Genomic DNA, 22,135 nt, shown 5'->3' with positions numbered 1-22,135 from the left:
AGTCCGCGACGGCGGCATCTTCCGATGATCGTCTTCGTGCTCGATGATGAGCATCCGTGGTGCTCGTCTGGGAGGAGAGGCATGTCGGACCCCGCTAGTCTGCGTGAGCAGGCCCTGAGCCTGCTGGCCAGCGGCAAGGCCGCTTCGCGCGCGGATCTGGTGGAGACCCTCCAGGTGGCTCCCTCGACGGTCTCCAGCGTGGTCCGCCGCCTGCTGGAGGAGGGCACGATCCTCGAGGAGGGCGTGGGCGTCTCCACCGGCGGCCGCCGTCCGAGGATTCTGCGGCTGCGCCAGGACGGAGGCGTGTTCGCGGTGGCCGAGCTCGGGGGCCGCCACGCCCGCGTCGGCCTCTGCTCCCCCTCCGGAGCTCTGCTGGCGGCCGAGGAGTTCGCCGTCGACATAGGGGCGGGGCCGAAGGCGATCTTCGACAAGGTCGCCGCGGCCTTCGACACCGTCAGGACCGCCCACGCGCCCGGCCGCCGGCTGCTCGCCGTCGGCATGGCCCTGCCGGGACCGGTGGACTTCCCGCACGGCCGGCTCATCGGCCCGGCCCGCATGCCGGGCTGGAGCGGGTACGACGTCCAGAACGACCTGCGCCGGCGCTTCGAGGTCACCGCGGTCGTCGACAACGACGCCAAGGCCGCGGCGATCGGCGAGCACGTCACCCGGGGGGAGGCCGGCGACATGATCTACATCAAGGCCGGCACCGGCATCGGCGGCTGCCTGATCAGCTCCGACCAGATCTACCGCGGCGGGCGCGGCCTGAGCGGCGACGTCACCCACGTGCGCGTGGCCGACAGCGGCGAGCGCGAATGCTCCTGCGGCAGCCGCGGCTGCCTGGAGACCGTCGCCAGCGGCGCCGCACTGGTGCGCGAACTGGCCGGGCGCGGCCTGCCCGTGGCCAGCACCCGCGACGTCATCGACGCCGTCGACAACGCCGACCCGGCCGTCGTGACCCTCGTCCGCCAGGCCGGCCGGCTGCTCGGCGTGGCCGTGTCGGGCCTGGTCAACTTCCTCAACCCCGACCGGGTCGTCCTCGGCGGCGTACTGTCGAGCCTGGACGTCTACGTGGCGGCCGTCAAAGGCATGCTCTACGAACGTTGCCTGCCCCCGCTGACCCAGTCGTTGTCCATCGAGGCGAGCGTCGCCGGCCCCGACGCGGCCCTGATCGGCCTGGGCCACCTCCTCCGGGAAACCGCCGAAATCCGCCCTTCCTAGAAAGCCTGTGCAGTGTCCCTGCGTATCGCCGTCTGCGGCATCCACATCGAGTCCAGCACCTTCTCACCTCACCTCAGCAACACCGCCGACTTCGAGGTCACCCGCGGCCAGGCCCTGCTCGACCGGTACGGCTGGCGCGGCGACCCCTGGGCGGCCGAGGTGGAGTGGGTGCCCCTGGTCCACGCCCGCGCCCTGCCGGGCGGAGCGGTCGAGCCCGCCGCGTACGACGCCTGGCGGGCCGAGATCGTCGAGGGCCTGGCCGAGGGCCCGTTCGACGGCGTGCTGCTGGACTTCCACGGCGCGATGAGCGTCGTGGGCCGCCAGGACGCCGAAGGCGACCTGATCACCGCCATCCGCTCCGTCATCGGCCCGGAACCGCTGGTGTCGGCGGCGATGGACCTGCACGGCAACGTCTCCGAGACCCTGTTCGACGGCTGCGACCTGCTGACCTGCTACCGCACCGCGCCCCACGTGGACGTCTGGGAGACTCGCGAGCGCGCCGCCCGCAACCTCGTCACCGCGCTCAGAGCGGGTGGCCGGCCGCACAAGACGCTGGTCCACGTGCCGATCCTGCTGCCCGGCGAGATGACCAGCACCCGCGTCGAACCGGCCCGCGGCCTGTACGCCCGCATCCCCGAGGTCGAGTCGAGGCCGGGCGTGATCGACGCGGCCATCTGGATCGGCTTCGCCTGGGCCGACGAGCCCCGCTGCACCGGGGCCGTCGTGGCCACCGGCACCGACGCCGCCGCCACCGAGCGGGCGGCGCGCGAGCTGGGGCAGGCGTTCTGGGACGCCCGTGACGACTTCGCCTTCGTCGCGCCCACGGGCTCCATGGACGAGTGCCTGGACGTGGCGCTGAAGGAGGGCGCGCCCCGGCCGTACTTCATCAGCGACTCCGGCGACAACCCGGGCGCGGGCGGGGCCGACGACGTCACGTATGCGCTGGAGCGCATGCTCGCCAGGCCCGAGATCCGCGACGGCTCGACGCGTGCCGTCTACGCCTCCCTGTTCGACCCCGAGGCGGTGGCGCGCGTCGGCCACCTGCCGATCGGCTCGCCGGTCAGCGTCCGCGCCGGTGCCCGGCTCGACACCCGGGCACCGGGACCGGTGCTGCTGGAGGGCACCCTGGAGGCAGTGGCCGACGACCCCGACGGCGGGCGCGTGGTGAGCGTGCGGGTCGGGGGGCTGAGCGTGTTCCTCACCTCGCGGCGGATGCAGTACCGGCTGCTCTCGTCCTATGGGCGGCTGGGGGTGGACGTCGGCGGCGTGGACGTGGCCACGGTCAAGATCGGATACCTGGAGCCTGAGCTGTTCGAGGCGGCGGCCGGGTGGATGCTGGCGCTCACGCCGGGGGGTGTGGACCAGGATCTGCGGCGGCTGCCGTACCGGAACCTGCGCCGCCCGATCTTCCCCCTGGACCGCGACGCCACCTTCGGCTGAGCCCGCAGGCTCAACCGTGGGGCCAGCACATCCTGGAGTGGAGGCGAAGGGACCGGCCGGGCGGGAGCGGCGGTTCCAGCGACTCGTCCAGGGGAATCCCGGTCCAGTCGATGGACGTGGTGTCCTCGTCGAGACGCTCGTTCAGGTCGGGCCGCCTGCAGCAGGTGGATGTGTGGATCCTGTACGGGCATGGGGCGGATTCTGTCATCGAGTCGTGGCGATTCCCGGGGAACGCGATCATCGAGGGCCGCTTGCCGAAAGGCCGCAGGAGGCCTTCGGACGCTTCGTCAGGCGACGATGTCGAGGGCGTCGATCGAGACGGCCGGGCTGACGGTCAGGAAGGGACGCTCGTCGCCGTCGTCGAGGTCGGTGGTGACGAGCTGCCCAGGCGCGGAGCCGGGGCGGACGACCCGGCCGGCGCTGACGGCGAGGTAGCCGTCGAAGGTGCGCCGGGTGAAACGGCGCTCGCCGCCCGTCCGCACGTCGATCAGGATCAGCGGGCTTTCGTCGTCGGGCTCCGGGTAGACGATCAGCTCGTGGCCGGAGGCCCAGACGGAGTGCGGGCCGGGCAGGGCCACGCGTTCAGCGTAGGCGGCGAGCTCCTTGCCGGTGCGGTCGAGGACGACGGTCGTCAGGACGTCGTCCAGCGTGAGGTAGGTCGCGGCGAGCAGCAGCCCGTCGGGCGACCAGCTGATCGAGGCCTCCTCCCAGTAACCCTCGGCCTGCCAGAGCCGCTGCCGGGTGCCAGTGCCAGTGCCCCCGTCGGTGCCGGTGCCGGTGTCGATCAGCTCGATGCCGGCGAGCTCGTCGCCGACGCCGGGGATGCCGGGGCCGCCGGACAGGTCGGCCAGGACGGCCAGACGGGTGCCGTCCGGCGAGAGCGCCGCGCGCAGGTAGTCGTCGGAGGCGAACTCCTGGCGGGCCCCGGTGGCGAGCGTGTGCAGCACGACGCGCGGCGGGCCGGCGCCGTCGTCCTGGCGCGCGGTGAGCACCAGCCGGGTGCCGTCGGACGACAGCGACACCGTCTCCGGCGCGAGGTGCGCCGGCAGGCCCGGGACGGTGGCGAACGTGTCGCTGTCGGCGTCCAGCACGATCACGTCGGTCCCGCCCGGCCCGGTGGCGGCGAGCACCATGCGGGCCGCGCGCACCGGCCGTGCGGCCGGCGCGTCGAATGCGATCTCCCATGACCGGTCGACGACCACGACACCTCCTGTTGCTGATCTGGTGCGCAGCCTAGTCAAAGATCACCCGGAAAGGGAGGTGGCGATCTCTACCGCTAAACGATCTTTTAGGTGTACGGTCCCGCTGCCAGTCTTATGTCCTCTTTATTCGGGGTGACCGCTTGAGGCGTCTTCGTCTGTTCATGGTGGCCGTGCTCGTGGCCGGGTTCCTCGTTCCCATACCCGACTTCTTATTAGCCAGGTGGGCGGAGGCGGCCACCGCCTGCTCCCCCAACAGCAGCGACTGGTCCAACGGCCGTAGCGGCCAGAAACGCTGCGTCTTCAAGCACATGTACTCCACGCGCCGCCGCATCAACGAGGCGTGCCTGCGCGACCGTCCGGTGCTCGGCACCCACATCTACCAGCAGCCCAACGAGTGCAGCCCGTCCGGCGGCATCGAGGCCATCGGGCAGGCCCGGGCCATCAAGTACCTGAGCGACCAGCTCGGCCGCAGCGGCGGGCTCATCGACCCCGAGATCCAGTGGGAGCCGACCCTCAGCGGCGGCAGCGACCGGCCCGACATCATCTACTACGACCGCGCCGGCAACAACTGGGGCCAGGTGATCGAGGCCAAGGTCGAGGGCAACCCCGACTACTCCGGCTGGGGCGGGCAGGTCGTCCGGTACGTCGGCGTACTGACCAATGACGGTGTCAGGAACGTCACCGCCGGCACGGTGCTCAACCGCTGGGGCAGCTACGACGACTGGTTCCAGGTCTACAGCAAGAACCCCTCCTGCAAGGTGGACGGCAAGGACGGATACCAGCTCTCCACGTACCGGGCGCTGTCGCCCGTTCCCGGCCTGCTGCACATCGAGGAGGTGAAGAAGGAACGCAAGTGCGAGGAGAGCAAGCGGCAGCCCCCGCCGGGCAGCCCGCCCGCCGAGATTCCCGAGGTGGACGAGGACGACGACGACCGCGACTGGCCGATCTCCCCGGGCCTGCGCCAGCTGATCGACCAGCTCACCAGGCCCGGCAACGACTCCGACAACTCCGGCGACTCGCAGAACAACGACGTGGCCAAGTACGGCAGCGCCGCGGCCGCCGCGGCGGCGCTGACCGCCTCCATCATGGTGTTCCTGCGCAGCCCGCAGGGCGCGCTCTTCCTGCGCGCGGCCGGCTTCGCCACCATCGAGATGGCGCTGGCGCTCGGCGTGGGCGCGCTGGTCGTCCTCATCCTGTTGTGGTACTTCTCCGAGCACGGCGGCCTGGTCAAGGGCGAACCGCACTTCACCACCCTGGACGGCCTGGGCTACGACCTGCAGTCCGTCGGCGAGTTCGTCCTCGCCAGCAGCGAGAGGCACGGCCTGGAGATCCACGGCCGGCTCAGCCCCGCCAGCGGCGGCCGGGACGTGTCGGTGATGTTCGACGCCGCGATGGAGGCCGGTGACCACAAGGTCGAGTTCCACGAGGACGACCTCTACGTCGACGGCCAGAAGCTCACGCTCGGCGCCGGCAAGATCCTTTACCTGGGCAAGGAAGCGTTCGTCCTGCGTAAGGACGGCAAGTGGCTGGTCATGTTCGACGGTCTGGAAGGGCCCGTCCTGTCCTGGAGGCGGGGCGCCGCGGGCCTCTACCTGCCGCCGTCCGCCGACAGCGACCTGGAGGGCCTGCTCGGCAACGCCGACGGCGACCCGAAGAACGACCTGAAGCTGCGTGACGGCACCCAGTTGCCCGCCAACGCCACCCCGACCCAGCTGCACACCGACTACGCCAACTCCTGGCGGCTGGACGACACCGAGTCGCTGTTCACCTACGGCCCGGGCGAGAGCACCGCGACGTTCACGGACCTGCGCTTCCCCTCCCGCATCGTCACGATCCACGACCTGACACCCGAGCAGATGCAGCTCGCCTCGGCGCAGTGCGAGGAGAGCGGCGTCGCGCCGGGCGTGCCGTTCAACGACTGCGTCCTGGACATCGCGCTGACCGCGGACACCTCGTTCGCCGAGGCCGCCGCCGAGCAGAAGACGGTGAGCATCGACCCGGCGGCGCAGGCCGTGGACGTCAACGGCGACCTGACGATCGACTTCGAGGGCACGCTGGGCAAGAACACGCTGCCCTCGCGGGTGTCGGCCGACCCCGCGGTGAGCTCGTTCGCCGGGCCGTTCAGCGGCGGCGACTCCTACCGGTTCTTCGTGCAGTCGTTGCCGCTGCACAAGGCCGGCACGCTGAGCTTCGACCTGCTGGCCGTCGGCGACTGGACCTCCGACTCCGACACCGAGACGATCAAGGTCGAGACCGACCGCGACGACCCGCACACGATCACGCCGGGCGAGCTGACGCCCGTCGCGTCCGGCACGCTGGCGAACGGCCTGCCATGGGCGAAGTACCGCGTCACGGTGCCGATCACGCACAAGAACAGCCAGATCGAGGTCAAGGTCTCGGCCACCGGCATGGCGGGCCTGTCCAACCAGGCGTACGGGCTCGACAACGTGGCGCTCGACCTGGAGGTCACCCCGCCGCAGACGTTCCCGGTCTCGCTGCCGTTCACCGTTTCCGACGGCGTGCCCGGCGAGGGCGCGGGCAACCTGGAGGGCGAGGTCGCGGTCGACGAGTACCGGTTCACGCTGGACCAGCCGGCCTCGGTCTTCGTCAACGCGCAGGAGTGCCCCGGGTCCGGCTTCGGGCTGCGGTGGGAGCTGGCAGACGCCGCTGGCGCGAGTGTCGCCACCTCCTACCTGTGCGGCGCCAAGCGCGTGGACGGGCTGCCCGCCGGCGCCTACCGGCTGCGCGTGTGGCCGTGGAACGACGTGTTCGGCCCGTACAAGCTCAGCGTGAACACGCTGGGAGCCGACGTCACCGCCACCGCGGCGATCGACGGGCCGCAGGTGCCGCTGCGGATCACCGACCCGGGCCAGCGGGGCACCTGGACGTTCACGGGTACCGCGGGCCAGAAGGTCTCCGCCGAGCTCGCCGACGGCACGCTGACCTCGCTCAGCGACGCCACCCTGCAACTGCGCGGGCCCGACGGGCAGGTGCTGTCGCAGGATTCCTGCGGCGCGGCCTGCTACGTCGACACCGAGACGCTGCCGGTCACCGGCACGTACGCGATGGTGTGGGACCCGAAGGACGACAAGACGGGCTCGATCGCACTGCGCCTGTACGAGGTGCCCGCGGCGGTCACCGGGACGGTCGCGATCGGCGCGCCGTCCACGCTGACCACCACCGTCCCGGGGCAGAACGCGTCCTGGTCGTTCGCCGGCACGGCGGGCCAGCGGGTCGCGTTCGCGATCAGCGGCCTGGCCGGCACCGCCAGCGCCTCGATCACCAAGCCGGACGGGACCCGGCTGTTCGGCTCCACCCACTGCCCGAAGACCTGCGCCTTCGACACCGTCACGCTGCCCGCGACGGGCACGTACACGCTGCTCGTCGATCCCACCGACGTGCACACCGGGCCCGTCACGGCCAGTGCGATCGAGGGAGACGTCGTCGGCGCCCTGACCGTCGGCGGCGCGCCGGTGCGGCTGACCACCACGGGGCCCGGCCAGCGGGCGTACTGGACGTTCGCCGGCACGGCGGGCCAGCGGGTCGCGTTCGCGCTGACGGACGGCACGTTCAGCGGCGCGTACGCGTCACTGCGCAAGCCGGACGGCACGGACCTGGTCCGCTCCACCTGGTGCAAGACGTCGTGCGCGTTCGACACGATCGCGCTGCCGGAGGACGGCACCTACACCCTCGTCCTGGACCCGACCAAGACCGCTGTGGGCTCCATCAGCGCGCAGGTCAGTGAGGGCGACGTCACGGGCACGATCACCGCGGGCGGTGGCCCGGTCAAGCTGACCACGACCGCCCCGGGACAGGCCGCCACCTGGTCCTTCGCCGGCATGGCGGGCCAGCGGGCCGCGTTCGCGCTGACGGACGGCACGTTCAGCAGCGCGTACGCACTGGTGCGCAACCCGGACGGAACGGAGCTGTTCGAGCGCACCTTCTGCAAGCCGTCGTGCGCGTTCGACACGGTGTCGCTGCCGGCGGACGGCACCTACACGGTGGTGCTCGACCCCACCGGCACGGCGGTGGGCTCCATCTCCGCACAGGTCACCGTGGGCGACGTCAAGGCGGCGCTCACGGCGGGCGGCGAGGCGGTCAAACTGACCACGAAGGGCCCGGGGCAGAACCCGACCTGGACCTTCGACGGGACGACCGGGCAGCGGATCTCGGTGACCTTCTCGGGCGGCACGTTCTCCAGCGCGTACGCGTCGCTGCGCATACCGGACGGCTCGGTCCTGGTGCCGGCCACGTTCTGCCCGAGCTCCTGCTACTTCGACACGACGGTGCTGCCGGAGGACGGCACCTACCAGGTGGTGGCCGACCCGGCCGGCGTCCAGACCGGCTCGATCTCGGCCCAGCTCAACATCGTGCCGCCGGACGTGACCGCGCAGATCACCGTGGGCGGTCCCGCGTCCACGCTGACGACCACCATCCCCGGGCAGCGCGGCCTGTGGACCTTCGCCGGGACGGCGGGGCAGCGGGTGTCGTACGACTTCACCGGCTCGACGTTCACGCTCTCCTCCGACGCCACCGTCAAGGTCGGGAAGCCGGACGGCACCGACCTGATCGCCGACACCAACTGCGGCACCGGGTGCCTGCTGGAGCCGCTCACCCTGCCGGCGACCGGCACGTACCAGGTGGACCTGCGGCCCAAGGGCGCCAAGACGGGCGCGCTGACGCTGCGGGCGTACCTGGTGAACGACGTCACCGCCGCGATCGCGATGGACGGCGGCACCTCGACGCTGACCACCACCACCCCGGGACAGAACGGCACCTGGACCTTCACCGGGACCGAGGGCCGCTACGTCAACCTCGCGTTCATGAACGGGACGTTCTCCAGCACCTCCGACGCCGCGGTCTCGGTGCGCGGCCCGGACGGCACCGTCCTGCGGGAGGACACCTCCTGCGGCAAGCTGTGCGTGCTGGACCCGCTCACCCTGCCGGCGTCCGGCACGTACACGATCCTGTTCGACCCGCGCAAGGCCCTCGCCGGCTCGCTGACCGCGCAGCTCACCGAGGGCGACGTCACCGGGACGACCTCGGTCGGCGGCCCGGCGTCCACGCTGACCACCGTCGGCGCCGGGCAGAAGGCCGTCTGGACGTTCACGGGGACGGCGGGGCGGCGGGTGTCGTACAACTTCACCGGCTCGACCCTCACCAGCACCTACGACGCCTACGTCGCGGTACGCAAACCGGACGGAACCGTTCTGATCGACGACACCCCGTGCGGGAAGAACTGCCTGCTGGACCCGGCCGTGCTGCCGGTGAACGGCAGCTACACGGTCGAGTTCCGGCCGCAGGACGCCACGACCGGCTCGATCACCCTGCAGCTGTACGAGGTCACTCACCTGAGCGCGAACGTCACGCTCGGCGGCTCCGCCTCCACGCTGACCACCACCACTCCGGGCCAGAACGGCACCTGGTCGTTCACCGGGACGGCGGGGCAGCTCGCGTCGTTCAACCTCACGGGCGGGAACTTCGCCGGCTCGGCGGACGCCAAGGTGTCGGTGAAGAGGCCGGACGGCACCACGCTGGTATCGGCCACCTCCTGCGGCAAGAACTGCTTCCTGGAACCGGTGGCACTGCCCGTCACCGGCACCTACACGATCGAATTCGACCCGCAGGACGACAAAACCGGCAAACTAACCCTGGAGGCGTACGCGGTCACCCACCTGCTCGGCTCGGTCACCGTCGGCGGCGCCGCCTCGACGTTCACCACGACGACCCCCGGCCAGAACGGCACCTGGTCGCTCGCCGGGACGGCCGGGCAGGTGGTGTCGTTCAACCTCACCGACGCGAACTTCACCGGCACCACCGGTGCGCGGGTGTCGGTGAAGAAGCCGGACGGCACCACGCTGGTGTCGGCGACTTACTGCGGCAAGAACTGCTTCCTGGAGCCCGTGGCACTGCCCGTGACCGGCACCTACACGGTGGAGTTCGACCCGCAGGACGAGAGGGTGGGCAAACTGACCCTCAGGGTCCACGCGGTCCGCGACCTCGCCCCGGCCGCCGTCACCATCGGCGGCACGGCGGTCACGCTGACCACCACGACCCCCGGCCAGAACGGGAGCTGGACCTTCACCGGCACCGCCGGGCAGCAGGTGACCGTCACCTTCACCGGCACCAGCTTCTCCGCCGCCGCCGACGTCCGGGTCGGCCTGCTGAAGCCGGACGGCACGGCGCTGGGCAACTCGCCGAGCTGCGGACGTAACTGCACCATCGCGGCGACGACGCTGCCTGTCACGGGCACGTACACGATCGTCTTCAATCCGCAGGGCGACAAGGTCGGGTCGCTGACCGCGAAGGTGGCGGTGCCGTGACGAGCTGAACCGCTCAAGGGCACGGCCGGAACCGCTCCGGCCGTGCCCTTTTCGCACCGCCCCGCCGCTTGACGGCAGCTCAGACCACGTCACTTCATATCATTCCGCGCCGGGCGGGGTGAGGCTCGGGAACTCTCGGACGCGGCCCGCTGAGGCTCACGTGTTCCCGGGCGCCGGCCGCCACACGAGAGCGCGCCGCGAACCGTCGGGGGCCACGGCCCATCCGGTGATCTCGCCCCGTGCGTTGACGGAATTGGCCATCGTGGCGATGCCGGTCGCCGGGTCGGGCAGCAGGGCCGGCGCCGCGCCGGGGCCGGTCCAGACCGCCGCGTGGGCGACGGTGCCGGCCTCCGTGCAGGTGTGCGTGCCGGCGATCACGTCGTCGTCGTTGACGGCCTTGGGCGCGGCCAAACCGCCGGCGTCGGGCAGGCGCCGCATGCCCTCTTCAGCGCTCCAGATGTAGCCGCCCGCGAGCACGCCGTCCGCGCCGAGCGCCGACTGGCCGACGATGTCGCCGTCGCCGTTGATCCCCTCGGCCTGGCTCCACTGGCCGCCGAGCGTACCGAGCTCGGTGATGACGCCGTCCTCCCAGAGGAAGGCCTGGTGGGTCCGCAGGCTCGCCGGGCCGGGTGGTTCGAGGCGACGCTGGGTCCCGGCGATCTGCCCGGCCGGGTTGACGGCCGCCGCCTGGCTGCCGGCGACGGCGGCGAGGTCGGTCCTGACACCGTTCTGGATGCGGAACGCCTGGTAGCGGGCCGTGCCATCGGGCAACCGGTACCGATATTCGCCCACGATGACACCCGCGCCGACGTCGTGGACCAGGGTGGGGATGCTGCCGAAGGTGCCGAGGTCGGTCATCGTCCCAGCGCGCCAGTGGAAGGCGTGACCCTTCTCCGTCGCCGTGTAGCTACTGCCGACGACGTTGCCGTCCTCGTCGAGGGCGCCGGCGTAGGCGTGACCGCCGCCGAGGCTGCCCAGATCGATCACCTGCGCGCCGTCCCAGACCGTCGCCCGCTGTTCGCCGGTCGCGCTCACGCTGGAGCCGGCGATCTGTCCCACGTCGTTGATGTCGAGCGCGCTCCCGGTGACGCCCAGGTCGGTGACCTCCCACTGGTCGGTGATCGCCGGGCAGCCGTCCGCCGCGGCCGGGCCCGCGCCCGCCGCCTGCCCGGCCATGAGGAGGATGCTCGCCAGAATGGTCAGGTTCGTGCGTGTGGATCCCATGTTCACCCCGCCGCGGTTCGATGAGCCAGCAAAACGATCACCAACGTATGTGCGCGATCATCGGCTGCCAAGGCATGAAGGGGAACGTCACCGTCCGTTCGTACGCGATTTCATGTGTCCGGTGCCGGAAGTGCTGTGGAGGGTCCAACCTGGTCTTCCAGGCTTCGCTCTCGTGCTGTTTCGACTTCTGTTGAACGCCACTTCGACCAGCGTCGCCCGCATCGAGGTCTGGTACCTCGATGCGGGGGGCGGCAGGCCGTGTCGCTGCTCTTGCGCCGTTCCGTTCGAGATCAGATCCGGGCAGGATGGCCGCCATGCAGGACTGCATGCTGGATTTCGCCGAGTACGTCCGGGAGTTGTTACCTGGGGAATTCGCCGAGCCGTTCATCGCCCTGGCTCGTCCGGCCGTTCGGTTGTCGATCACCGAGGAGGGCGAGGTCGTGGTCGGCCGGCTGGGCGGCCTGCCCCGGCTGCCGAAGGGGGTGCCGTGGCCGCGCGTCGGGGATTCCGCGATGCGGTTCCTCGCCGAACTGGACTGCGCGGCGCTCGCACCGTACGAATCGGACCTCGACCTGTCCGCCGCAGGCACGCTGTTGTTCTTCGCCACCTGGGACTGCACGGCCGCGCAGGTGATCCCGCTGTGGTGCGCGCCTTCGGGAGTCTGGACGCGGCCAGAGAACTGGTGTGGGACCGCATGGTGTACCCGACGATGAGGACCTCGACGACGAAAACCCCGACATCGGGGACGGTGGCGAGACCTTCGCCTGGGAGCTCGGGTTGTACGGCGAACGGCGTAAGAAGCCTGGGCCGAAGCACCAGGTCGGCGGCTACTCCGACGCCCTGCAGGCGCCGATCGAACCCGCGGCCGCGTCCGCGGCGGGGCCGAACCCGGAGGATCCCGGCTTCGCGGAGGAGGCCGCCCAGTGGGTCACCCTGCTCCAGCTTGACGAGGACAACGGGATGACCTTCGGAGACGGGGCCATCCTGATCTTCGGCATCCGCCGGGACCGGCTCGCCGCCCCCAACCTCTGCGCCCGGCGTAGGCGGCGATTCGGCCGATGACGCACTTTCAGACTCTTTGAAGTGAGCCGTTCTCCCGCGAGTACCGGATAGCGTCACGGTTCCTGATCAAGAACAGGTCCTGATCAACGGCAATCGTGGGAGCGACGACATGAAGAGGTTCCCGGTTTACGCCGGCGCGTTGGTGCTGGCGCTCGTGGGCCCGGCGGCCACGGCCGCTGTCACGGCCTCCGCCCAGGCGGCCACGGTCCAGGAGCGGCCCCGTACCACGTGGCTGAACCCGGGCCAGCGACTGCAGGCGGGTGACTCCGTGCGCTCGTCGAACGGCGAGTACGTCCTGCAGCAGCAGAAGGACGGCAACCTCGTCCTCTACCGCGGCACCAAGCCGCTGTGGAGCAGCCAGACCGGCGACAGCCCCGGCGCGTTCGCCGCCATGCAGGAGGACGGCAACCTGGTCGTCTACCGGGGCAAGACCGCGCTGTGGGCCTCCAACACCGGCGACGCGCCCGGCGCGCGCCTGGCCGTGCAGGATGACGGCAACCTGGTCATCTACGACGGCAAGACGCCCCTGTGGGGCCGCCACTCCACGATCGGCGTGCTCAAGCCCGGCTACGGACTCAAGGCGAACCAGTACGTACGCTCCCAGAACGGCGACTACCAGTTCGTCATGCAGGAGGACGGCAACCTGGTGCTGTACAAGGCGAGCAAGCCCCTGTGGAGCACGAAGACGGGTGACAACCCCGGCGCGTCCGCGCAGATGCAGAAGGACGGCAACCTGGTCGTCTACCAGGGCACCACGCCGCTGTGGAGCTCCGAGACCGGCAAGAACCCGGGCGCCAGGCTGGAGGTCCAGAACGACGGCAACGTGGTGATCTACGACGGCACCCGTCCCCTGTGGTCCACGAAGACGGGCCGCTGACAGCGCGTGAGATGACTCGAGACCGCCGCCGTCCCCGAAGAGCCACCGGTGTCGCGACGGCGCGACCACCTCGGTCACCGGACGCACCGCCGCCTCCGGCAGCACCGTCTCGTTGATGGCCTGGTCACGTCCGGCCTGATGAGCGCGGCCCGACCCCGATACCTTCGCCCCCGAGGTCATGGCGATGGGACGGGCCGCCAAGTCAAGGCGGGCTGAGGATGCCGCGGGCGATGGCGGTGGTCACGGCGGCGGTGCGGTCGGCGACCCCGAGCTTGCCGAAGATGCGCATCATGTGGCTCTTCACGGTCGCCTCGCTGATGAACAGCTCCCGCCCCGTCTCCGGGTTCGACAGGCCGCGGGCCGCGCACTCCAGCACCTGGATCTCCCGCGTGGTGAGCGAAGGGGCCTCGCCCCGCATGCGGGTGGCCAGCTTGGCCGCGACCGGAGCGGCGAGCACGGTGCCGCCCGCGGCGGCCGTGCGGACCCCGGCGACCAGTTCCTGCGCCGAGGCGTCCTTCAGCAGGTAGCCGGTCGCTCCCGCGGCGACGGCGCGCAGGATGTCCCCGTCGGAGTCGTACGTGGTCAGCACGACGACCGCCGTGGCGCTCCCGGCGGCGACGATGCGCTCGGTCGCCTCGACGCCGCCCAGGCCGGGCAGCCGCAGATCCATCAGCACCACATCGGGCCCGGCGTCCGCCGCCAGGGCGACCGCCTCCTCGCCGGTGCCGCATTCGGCCACGACCGCGAAGTCCGGCTGCGCGGACAGCACCGCGCACAACCCCTGCCGCACGATGGGGTGGTCATCGACGATGAGCACGCGTACGGTCACGACGGTAGCTCCACCTGGACCAGCGTTCCCGACGGCCTGCCCGGTCCGATGCTCAGCACCCCGCCGACCTCGGCGACCCGGTCGCGCATGCCGCCGATCCCGAACCCGGTGCCGGTCTCGCCGGGGTCGAAGCCCTGGCCGTCATCGGTGATCCGCAAGGTCACGCCCTCGGTCCCGTACGCCAGCACGCCTCCCAACCGGCCCGCCCCGGAGGCATGCTTGCGTACGTTGGCCAGGGCTTCCTGGGTGACCCGCAGCAGCACCACCTCCTCGTTCGGGGTGAGCCGGCAGGGCGTCCCGGTCACCGTGAAGCGAGCCTCCAGCCCGGTCTCCGCCTCGAACCGCTCGATGAGCCCGCCCAGGGCGTCCGGCAGCGAGGCGTCGCGGAGCTGCGGCGGCGGCAGCGCCGCGACCATGGCGCGGGCCTCGGCCAGGTTGTCCATGGCGGTACGGCGGGCCTGGTCGAGGTGGCCGCGAGCGGCCTGGTCGCGCTCGCACGTGCCGGCCTTGGCCGCCTCCAGCAGGAGCAGCACACTGGTGAAGCCCTGCGCGAGCGTGTCGTGGATCTCCTTGGCGAGCCGCTCGCGCTCAGCCAGCACCCCGGCCTCCCGGCTGACCTCGGCCAGTTCGGCCCGCGTCGCCGCCAGCTCCTCCACCAGCCTGGCCCGCTGCCGGCTCTGCTCGATGATCCGGGTGATCCAGACCCCGAGTACGAGGGCGACCACCAGCGCCACCACCACCTGGAGAATCACCGAGGACAGCTCCTGCTCGTACGCGTCGCTACGGAAGATCATCACCGCGGCCATCGACATCACGCTCGCGACTGTCGCGGCCATCGCTTTGCGCAGCGGGAGCAGCGCCCAAATATGCGGGTACAGCATGACCCACATCAGCGCGCCCTCAGGCGCCACCGCGAACAGCGCCGCCGACAGCGGGACGGCGCCGGCCAGATAGACGATTCCCAGTCGGCTGTGGTCACGATGCAGGGCCCGAGCGCCGGTGGCGCCGTACCAGCCGCTCAGCAGCACGAGCACGAGCAGCGCGATACCTCGCTCGGCGGTGGCGAGGCCGTCATCGCCGGTGACGACGAGACAGGCGGTCAGTACGGCCAGCGTGGCGAAGGCGAGATGCCAGCCGGGCACCGTCCGATGCCAATCGTCCTGCCCGGCATCGACCGGGTCTGTGAGGGATCCACCAGCCATCTGACCAGTATCGACGACCGGCGTCGCCGCCCGGTATCCACCTTTCGTCGGAATCAGCATCCCCTCCCCCGGTGGCTGTCCCCGCACGGTCGAGTTCGGGCACGCTCAGCGGCCATGAACGCGAAACTCTCCGCACGGGCCCTCATCGCCCTGTCCATCGTCTACGGTCTGACAATCGGCGTCCTGGCCGTGCTCCACGTCGCCGATTCCACGACGACGACCTTCATAATCGTCGGTGCCATCGTCATCGGCGCCCTGTGGGCGATACGCGGCCTGCTCACCGGACGCGGCCGATCATCCTGAAGCGGAGATCCTGCACGCCGCCGACATCGATCCCATGTCCCGCGGTCCCGGGCCGCGGGGGCAGCATGGAATAGCCTGCGGTCAGCCGTGACGCCCGCGCCCTTTCGAGTGTGGACCACCCCCCGCCTGCCTCCGGAGCCGACCATGCCCTTCGCGGCGCCCCCACCTGCTACTACCGCCAAAGCGCGGTGCTCGACGCCCCGCGTTCTGGGCCAGATCGGCCTGCGACTGGGTGGTGCACACAGATGGCTATGACGAGTGGGGGTCTCACCTCACGCTATTGATCAAGGACAGGATCCCGCGCCGGGCTGATCACCTTGCCGTCAAGGCGATGGGCTGGTGGGCCACCCATACGAACGGCGGCCCACCAACCCTGCTATACGCCAGTTCCGTCGTTGTGGTTCGTGCGGTGGCCGGCGCCGGGGGTAATTGGCCGCAGGCGCTCCCGCCCTCCACAAGACCGAGCGACAGTGACGTTCTCGAACGAGCTCTCCGTAGATGCGTAAAGCCCGACACCCCCACTACGCACAACAGTGTCGCGACCCTTCAGGATCTCGACGCCGTTCAACGTCACGGTGATGCGGTCGCCATGAATCACCGCACCCAGTCGCACGGGACCTGTCAACGGGTTGCTGATGTTCGTCTTGGCCACGGTCACGGGACCCGACGCGTGGGCCTCGCGGATGATGCTCGCGTACTGGGTTCCGTCGCTCGTCTTGCCGACGTGGATCCGGTACCCGTACGCGTCCGTACTGTCTCGCAGCGAGATTCCCGCGTTACCGACGGATCCGTCGAGCGTGAGCGTGGTCTCCGCGACATAGTCGCATGCCTCCGAGAAGCGCGCCGGCAGGGTCGAGTCGGCCAGTACGTGCGCCCGGCCACCGGCAGGCGGCGTGAGGCGCAACTTGCCCGAGGCGACGGACACGGACCCGGTCATCCCTCGCCAATTGGCCTGGTCGAGCCCTTCCCTGATCACGATGTCGTCGAAGGTCGCGGCCCGCCGATGCGTGTAGGCGGCGGCGCCACCCGTCGGCAGCTGTGTGTCGTCCGCGGCGATCGACGTATCGCCGATCTTGGCGCTCAGATGCCGCCCGATCGCGGACACGACCAGCTTGTGCGGGACGTTGGCGCCGGTCGGCAGTTCGGTCTCCGCGAGGATCTCGGTGTTCGAGTCGTAGATCTTCACGAGCTTCAGCGTCGCTCCCGACGCGGAGTTGAGCACTTCGGCCCGGTAGTAGTTGCGGGAATTGTGGTAGCGGAACGCGAGACCGGTGCGGGACGTCGTCTGGCCGCGTGGTCCGGGAACGATGTCCGCGGCCATGACCACGTCATCGGGTACGTCCTGCAGCGCCGCGAACGACACCATGTCCGCGGTCGAGGTCTGTGCCAGCTGCCCGCCGGTCACCGTCCAGGTCCCCTGGACCGGCGTCCAGCCGCCGAAGGATGCGTTGAAGTCATGGACGGTGCGGTCCAGGCCGGCATCGTCGAACTCCTCGTTGAGCACGGGCGCCGGGGCGAAGCGTTCCTCGAGTGACACGGTGATGAGGTCGCCCGCGCGGGTGAACGCGGTTGGGGTGCCGTTCACCGTCACCGCGTTCGCGTTCGGCGCGTGGAGGGAGAGCGTGCCGGTGAACGGGTCCCCGAGCGAGATCCGGGCGGTCGCGCCGCGCAGTTCCACACTGACATCGGACACCGGCGCGGACGCGCTGATGACGGTGGTGCCTGCGTCGATCAGCGACGACCCTCTGGTCAGCGCGTACCTGGTGAGCCCGCCGCCCGAAGCACGCTCCAGGTATGCGGTCTCGCCGTTGGTCGTGGCGGCCCCGAACGCCCTCGACGAGGGATTCGCCTCGCGCGAAAGGTAGAAGCGCCCGGTCGCGCCCGGCAGGCCGACCTCCAGCGCCGTCGCCACGGAATGACTCACTCCGGGCATGGCGATGCGCTTCGCCGTCACCGAGGGCGCCGCGCCGGCCGGGCCGGGGAAGACGACCGTGTCCACTCCCGTCGGGCCGGTGGCGGACCAGTCGTACGACAGGTAGTCGACGTTGGTGAGCACCTGCTCGCCGACGCGTACGGCGCCGTCGTCGTGGACCGTGGGGGTCACCGCGGCGCCGGCCGCCGCCACCGGGATGAGCCGCACGCCGGCGCCGGGTGCGGCTCCTGGCACGGTGTCGAACCCGACCGTGGCGACCTTCGTCGTCGGATTGACGGTCACCGGATCGCCGGGGAAGTGCCAGAGCTGCCGGTAGTCGTGCGCGGCGGTGGCACCGGTGAGGTCGTCGGAGACCACCCAGAAGCCGGGCTTGACGAAATAGACCGCGCGATCGTGCTCGATCGGCCGGTAGCCCATCGTCGCACCGCGGTAGATGTCGAGGCCCGCGTTCGAGCGCCACAGCGACGTCGTGCGGGGGACGCCGGCGGTCTGCGCGGCTCCGTCGACCTCGATGGTGTTGTGCGCCGCGGTTTGACGGCGCATCCAGTCGTTCGTCGGAGTCGCGCTGTAGTCTCCCACCCCGGAGTCGACGATCAGCGGACGCCCGTACGCCGCCATCACCAGGCTGAGGTCGTCCGGATGCCGATGCGAGGCGGTGTAACTGGAATTCTGGTTGTTGATCAGCATGTACCGGGCATCGGCGTCCCACCCGGAACGCTGGACCGCGAAGCTGATCGGATACACCGTGGACGACAGCGTCGGGGCGGTCCCCTGCGTGCGGCCGGAGGCGACCCAGGTGAAATCGGGCCAGGAGTTGCGTACGCCGCTCCTGCGAATGGCCGACGTACCCGCGGTGTTGTTCGGCGTGTCGCCGATCGCCGCGGGTTCGAGATTCGGCTGACGGGTCGCGAACAGCGAATCCGCGATCCAGTCCGCCGCCTGGACGAGGTAATCGGGAACGGTCCGCCCGTTGGCGTCCGCGACTGCGATGACGGAGTTGAGGAGGTCCGCCACGTATGCCTGATAGTTGAACGCCGGCTCGCGGTACACGCCGTCGCCCTTCAGGTACGCGCGCAGAAACCGCTCGGCTGAGCGCACCGCAAACCACTCCGAGCCGGACGATGCCGAGAACTCGGGCAGGAACACGGCCGCCGCGTGGACGGAACGGGCCATCGACATGTACCAGTTGTTTCCGACGTGACCCTGCATCACGCCGACGAGGAAGTCCGTCGTGAAGTGCACGCCGGACAGGTACTCCACGAGATCGCCCGGGTCGATGCTGGGATCGGTCCTGAACACGGAGAACCCGCTGACCAGCTGGGAGAGCCGCTTGGCCGCCGACAGGTTGCGGCCCTTCGGCCAGCTCTGATTGTCGGCGAAGAAGTCCAGCGAGATGTCCATCCACGCCTTCGCGTACGCCGCCCGCTTCGCCGGGTCGCTCTCGGACACGTACGCGAATGTCAGTTTGGGCATGAACGTCAGGTCGCTCATCAACGTCTGCGCGCCGCCCGGGGTGGTCTGCGTCCCACCCCAGGAGTCCTGCCAGTCGATGTCGATCCGCTGCTCGGCGCTGTCGTAGAAGGTGCGGGTCTCGGCGCCGAACCGGAAGATCCCCGCCGCGAGCTCGTCGGGGCCCGAGTCGCCACCGCCCAGGCCAGCGGCCGGAGCCGGGTAGTGGACGTCGGTGCGGCCCGCGTAATACGCCTTGAGCTCGCTCGCGGCGCCCGCTTCGTCACCGGCGGCCAGCTCGGCCGCCACCGCGGCGAGCCCCGGGCGCGTCAGGTCGAGCAGCCGGCCGAGATCCGACATGTCGGCGACCGCGGCCCGGCCCGGCGACAGAGGCGCCAGAGGCGACAGGAACGCCGCCACCAGAGCCAGTACGACCGCCGCACGGGCCCGGCCACGCGTGTACCAACGTAACGTGCTCCGTCTCATGACTGCTCCTCGTACTCGGCCTTGATCTTGTCGCCCACCCGATCCATGAACTTCTTGATGGCCGGCTGCCACGCCGAGACGGGCTTGTTGCCCAGCTGGATCTCCAGCAGCACCGCGTCCAGTTCCTGCTGCTCGCTGGCGGCCTTGCTGGCGGCGGTCTCCGAGTACCGCCCGAGGGTCGGGTCGGCGACGGCGAGCGGGACGCCGGCGACCTGGTGGTCGTGCTGGTCCTGTACGGCCTGGCGGTTGCCCGGCTCGTAGATGACGGGCGATGCCTCGGCGAGGTAGCGCACCGGCAGGAACACCTGGCTGCGCCCGCCCTCGGTGAGGGTCGGGTCGGAGCCGTCGCGGGTGAACGTCTGGCCCTCGACGCCGTACCGGAGGGCCAGGTACTCGCTGCTGCCGAAGGGTGAGCACAACCAGTCGAGGACCTTGAGGATCTGCTTGATCCGGTCGGCGTCGTCGGTCCTGGCGATGGCGGTGAAACTGGACAGGGTCGGGCCGGGCGTGCGTACCCGCGTCCCTTTGCCGTCGCGGGTGGGCGAGAGCATGCCGGTCAGACGGAAGCCGGACACGTCCTTCGCCTGACCGTAGAACTTGCCCCACCCGGCGTACCCGCCGATGGTGAACGCGGTCGTGCCGGCCAGCATCCACGCGTTGCGCTTGGTGTTGGGCGCGCCCGCATGGTCGGGATGGATCACCCCCGACTTCACCAGCTCGACGGTGTCCTCAAGGGCCTGCGTGAACTGCGGTGTCGTCCCGGAGTGGGTGAAGACGCCACCCGCTGCCTGCCAGACGCCGACGCCGCCGGGCCAGTTGCCGGTGATCCCGTTCATCTCCAGGATCGTGTTGAACGGGATCTGCCCGAACGCCCACCGACCGGCCCGCTCGTCGCTCAGCGCGGCCGCCAGCTCCTTGAACTCGGCCCACGATTCGGGCTGGAGGCTGAGTCCTGCCTTGGCCAGCAGGTCGGCCCGGGTGTACAGCACGGTGCCGATCCGGGCCCGCGGCACGGGGACGCCCCAGATCCGCTGGTCGTAGACGGTGCCGCGCCAGGCGTCGGTGGGCAGGGCGGCGAGGTTCGGGTAGGCGAGGACCGCGTCCCCGGACAGGTACTCGGTGAGGTCGGTGAACGTCGCCTTCAGCATGGCCGGCATCTGCTGGACGACGCCCTGGATGGCCACGATGTCGGGCAGATCGCCACCGGCGATGGTCGTGGCGACCTTGCTCTTGTAGTCGGTCGAGGGGACGTACGTGATCTTCAGCTCGGTGCCGAGCTTGCTGTTGAGGTTCTGCCAGTAGGGGTTCGAGCCGAGCGCGGGGGCGATCGGGTCGTAGGTGTACGTCAGTGCCGTGACGGCTTCGCCCTGCACCGGTTGTGATGCGGCGCTGGAGGCGGTCGGGTAGGTGAAGTATCCCGGCGACACCCCGGGCGGCTCGGCGGCCAGGTCCGGCGTGGCCGCGGTGACGGGCTTGTAGGTGGGCAGCTTGACCGGCCCGGTCGAGCTGTTCGGCGCACTCGGGCCGCCGTCGCCGCAGGCCCCGAGCAGCGGGGCCAGCCCCGTTGCCGCGCCGAGTGCCAGGAGGCGGCGGCGGCTGAAGGTGGGTGCCATGACGTTCCCTTTCCACATGGCGTGGACGATCGGTCAGCCCTTGACGGCGCCGACCATGAGTCCTTTGGCGAAGTGCTTCTGAATGAAGGGGTAGACGAACAGGATGGGCAGGACGGAGATGACGAGAATCGCCATCTGGACGGAGATCTGTGGTGGCAGGTTCTCCAGGTTCGAGCTGAGCTGGTCGGACCCGATCGGGGTGTTGTTGACGACGTAGGTACGCAGCACCAGTTGCAGCGGCCACTTCTCGGACGACTGGAGGTACAACATCGCGGAGAAGAAGGCGTTCCAGTACGCCACCGCGTAGAACAGCCCGATCACGGAGACGACCGCCTTCGACAGCGGCAGGACGATCCGCAGCAGGATGCGCATCTCCCCGGCACCGTCCATGTGGGCGCTCTCCCGCAGCTCGCGGGGGATCTCCTGGAAGAACGCGCGCATGACGATGACGTTGAACGCGTTCACCAGCACCGGCAGGACCAGTGCCCAGTAGCTGTCCAGCAGGCCGAGCTGTTTGACCGTCAGGTACATCGGGATGATGCCCGGATTGAACAGCAGGGTGAACACCGTCATCAGCAGGAGCGGCTTCTGCAGCAACGAGCCCGGCCGCGACAGCGCGTACGCCAGAGCGATCGTGGCGACGAGGCTGAGTGCCGTGCCGACCGCGGTGACGCCGGCGCTCACCAGCAGCGCACGGGTGACGATTCCGCCGGACAGGACGGCCCGGTAGGAGTCCAGCGTCGGTGCGTTCGTCCACAGCACGAAGCCGCCCGCCCTGTTGACCTCCTCCGGGGAGGCGATGCTGGTGATGAGCACCGCCCAGAACGGCACCAAGACCGCCAGGCAGCCCAGGCCGAGCACGAGTCCCCGCGCACCGACCCCCAGTTTGCTGGACTCGCCCATCCAGACCGGACGCCGACTGCCGGCCAAGCGTGGCCTGTGGCGCGCTACGGACACCCCTGTCGACGCAGGTC

The 22,135-nt window shown here is 70.3% G+C and carries 14 protein-coding genes; 7 read left to right on the top strand and 7 right to left on the bottom strand.

Going from position 1 to position 22,135, the window contains the following annotated elements:
* Nucleotides 1-81: 81 nt before the first annotated feature.
* Nucleotides 82-1,218, top strand: coding sequence for an ROK family transcriptional regulator (locus AB0C28_RS42160; protein ID WP_357862102.1), 1,137 nt, complete (start codon nucleotides 82-84; stop codon nucleotides 1,216-1,218).
* A 12-nt stretch (nucleotides 1,219-1,230) separates the two neighbouring features.
* A complete protein-coding gene (locus AB0C28_RS42155; RefSeq protein ID WP_358081154.1) occupies nucleotides 1,231-2,658 on the top strand; it encodes a M81 family metallopeptidase in 1,428 nt (475 codons plus the stop codon).
* Between the two features lie 287 nt (nucleotides 2,659-2,945).
* On the opposite strand, the gene AB0C28_RS42150 is transcribed toward AB0C28_RS42155, so the two are convergent.
* Nucleotides 2,946-3,860 (bottom strand): hypothetical protein, encoded by a 915-nt coding sequence (locus tag AB0C28_RS42150; protein WP_358081151.1) that lies wholly within the window; start codon nucleotides 3,858-3,860, stop codon nucleotides 2,946-2,948.
* A 140-nt stretch (nucleotides 3,861-4,000) separates the two neighbouring features.
* On the opposite strand from AB0C28_RS42150, the gene AB0C28_RS42145 reads away from it, so the two are divergent.
* Nucleotides 4,001-10,183: a VWD domain-containing protein gene (locus tag AB0C28_RS42145; RefSeq protein ID WP_358081148.1), complete on the top strand. Its 6,183-nt coding sequence runs from the start codon at nucleotides 4,001-4,003 to the stop codon at nucleotides 10,181-10,183.
* Between the two features lie 156 nt (nucleotides 10,184-10,339).
* On the opposite strand, the gene AB0C28_RS42140 is transcribed toward AB0C28_RS42145, so the two are convergent.
* Entirely contained in the window at nucleotides 10,340-11,407 is a 1,068-nt protein-coding gene (locus AB0C28_RS42140) for a hypothetical protein (protein WP_358081145.1), read from the bottom strand.
* A 305-nt stretch (nucleotides 11,408-11,712) separates the two neighbouring features.
* Between AB0C28_RS42140 and AB0C28_RS42135 the strand changes: the two genes are divergently transcribed.
* From AB0C28_RS42135 to AB0C28_RS42125, 3 genes are all read left to right on the top strand, one after another.
* Nucleotides 11,713-12,120, top strand: a complete 408-nt coding sequence (locus AB0C28_RS42135; protein ID WP_358081142.1) for a DUF1963 domain-containing protein — start codon at nucleotides 11,713-11,715, stop codon at nucleotides 12,118-12,120.
* Nucleotides 12,092-12,469 carry a DUF1963 domain-containing protein gene (locus AB0C28_RS42130; RefSeq protein ID WP_358081140.1) on the top strand — a complete coding sequence of 126 codons (378 nt, stop codon included), beginning with the start codon at nucleotides 12,092-12,094 and terminating at the stop codon, nucleotides 12,467-12,469. Before AB0C28_RS42135 ends, AB0C28_RS42130 begins: the two co-directional genes overlap by 29 nt.
* A 109-nt stretch (nucleotides 12,470-12,578) precedes the next feature.
* Complete coding sequence (locus tag AB0C28_RS42125) at nucleotides 12,579-13,346, top strand: hypothetical protein (protein WP_357862089.1); 768 nt, start codon at nucleotides 12,579-12,581, stop codon at nucleotides 13,344-13,346.
* A gap of 202 nt (nucleotides 13,347-13,548) precedes the next feature.
* Here the strand turns inward: AB0C28_RS42125 and AB0C28_RS42120 are convergent, their stop codons facing one another.
* Both AB0C28_RS42120 and AB0C28_RS42115 read right to left on the bottom strand, forming a co-directional pair.
* Nucleotides 13,549-14,175, bottom strand: a complete 627-nt coding sequence (locus tag AB0C28_RS42120; protein ID WP_357862087.1) for a response regulator transcription factor — start codon at nucleotides 14,173-14,175, stop codon at nucleotides 13,549-13,551.
* Complete coding sequence (locus AB0C28_RS42115; RefSeq protein WP_358081137.1) at nucleotides 14,172-15,377, bottom strand: sensor histidine kinase; 1,206 nt, start codon at nucleotides 15,375-15,377, stop codon at nucleotides 14,172-14,174. Before AB0C28_RS42115 ends, AB0C28_RS42120 begins: the two co-directional genes overlap by 4 nt.
* A gap of 114 nt (nucleotides 15,378-15,491) precedes the next feature.
* On the opposite strand from AB0C28_RS42115, the gene AB0C28_RS42110 reads away from it, so the two are divergent.
* Entirely contained in the window at nucleotides 15,492-15,680 is a 189-nt protein-coding gene (locus AB0C28_RS42110) for a hypothetical protein (RefSeq protein ID WP_357862083.1), read from the top strand.
* Between the two features lie 376 nt (nucleotides 15,681-16,056).
* Here AB0C28_RS42110 and AB0C28_RS42105 read toward each other — a convergent pair whose 3' ends face one another.
* Genes AB0C28_RS42105 through AB0C28_RS42095 form a run of 3 tightly spaced genes read right to left on the bottom strand, consistent with a single transcriptional unit; the run spans nucleotide 16,057 to nucleotide 22,091 of the window.
* Entirely contained in the window at nucleotides 16,057-19,548 is a 3,492-nt protein-coding gene (locus AB0C28_RS42105) for an alginate lyase family protein (RefSeq protein WP_358081135.1), read from the bottom strand.
* The gene (locus tag AB0C28_RS42100) at nucleotides 19,545-21,161 is read right to left on the bottom strand and encodes an extracellular solute-binding protein (RefSeq protein ID WP_357862079.1); all 1,617 of its coding nucleotides are present in this window, start codon (nucleotides 21,159-21,161) and stop codon (nucleotides 19,545-19,547) included. The genes AB0C28_RS42105 and AB0C28_RS42100 overlap by 4 nt, the downstream gene beginning before the upstream one ends.
* 33 nt (nucleotides 21,162-21,194) lie before the next feature.
* Nucleotides 21,195-22,091, bottom strand: a complete 897-nt coding sequence (locus AB0C28_RS42095) for a carbohydrate ABC transporter permease (protein ID WP_357862077.1) — start codon at nucleotides 22,089-22,091, stop codon at nucleotides 21,195-21,197.
* Nucleotides 22,092-22,135 lie beyond the last annotated feature (44 nt).

The organism is Nonomuraea sp. NPDC048892 (genome assembly GCF_040649735.1).
Lineage (GTDB): Bacteria > Actinomycetota > Actinomycetes > Streptosporangiales > Streptosporangiaceae > Nonomuraea > Nonomuraea maheshkhaliensis.
This window is presented reverse-complemented; position numbering and strand designations above follow the sequence as displayed.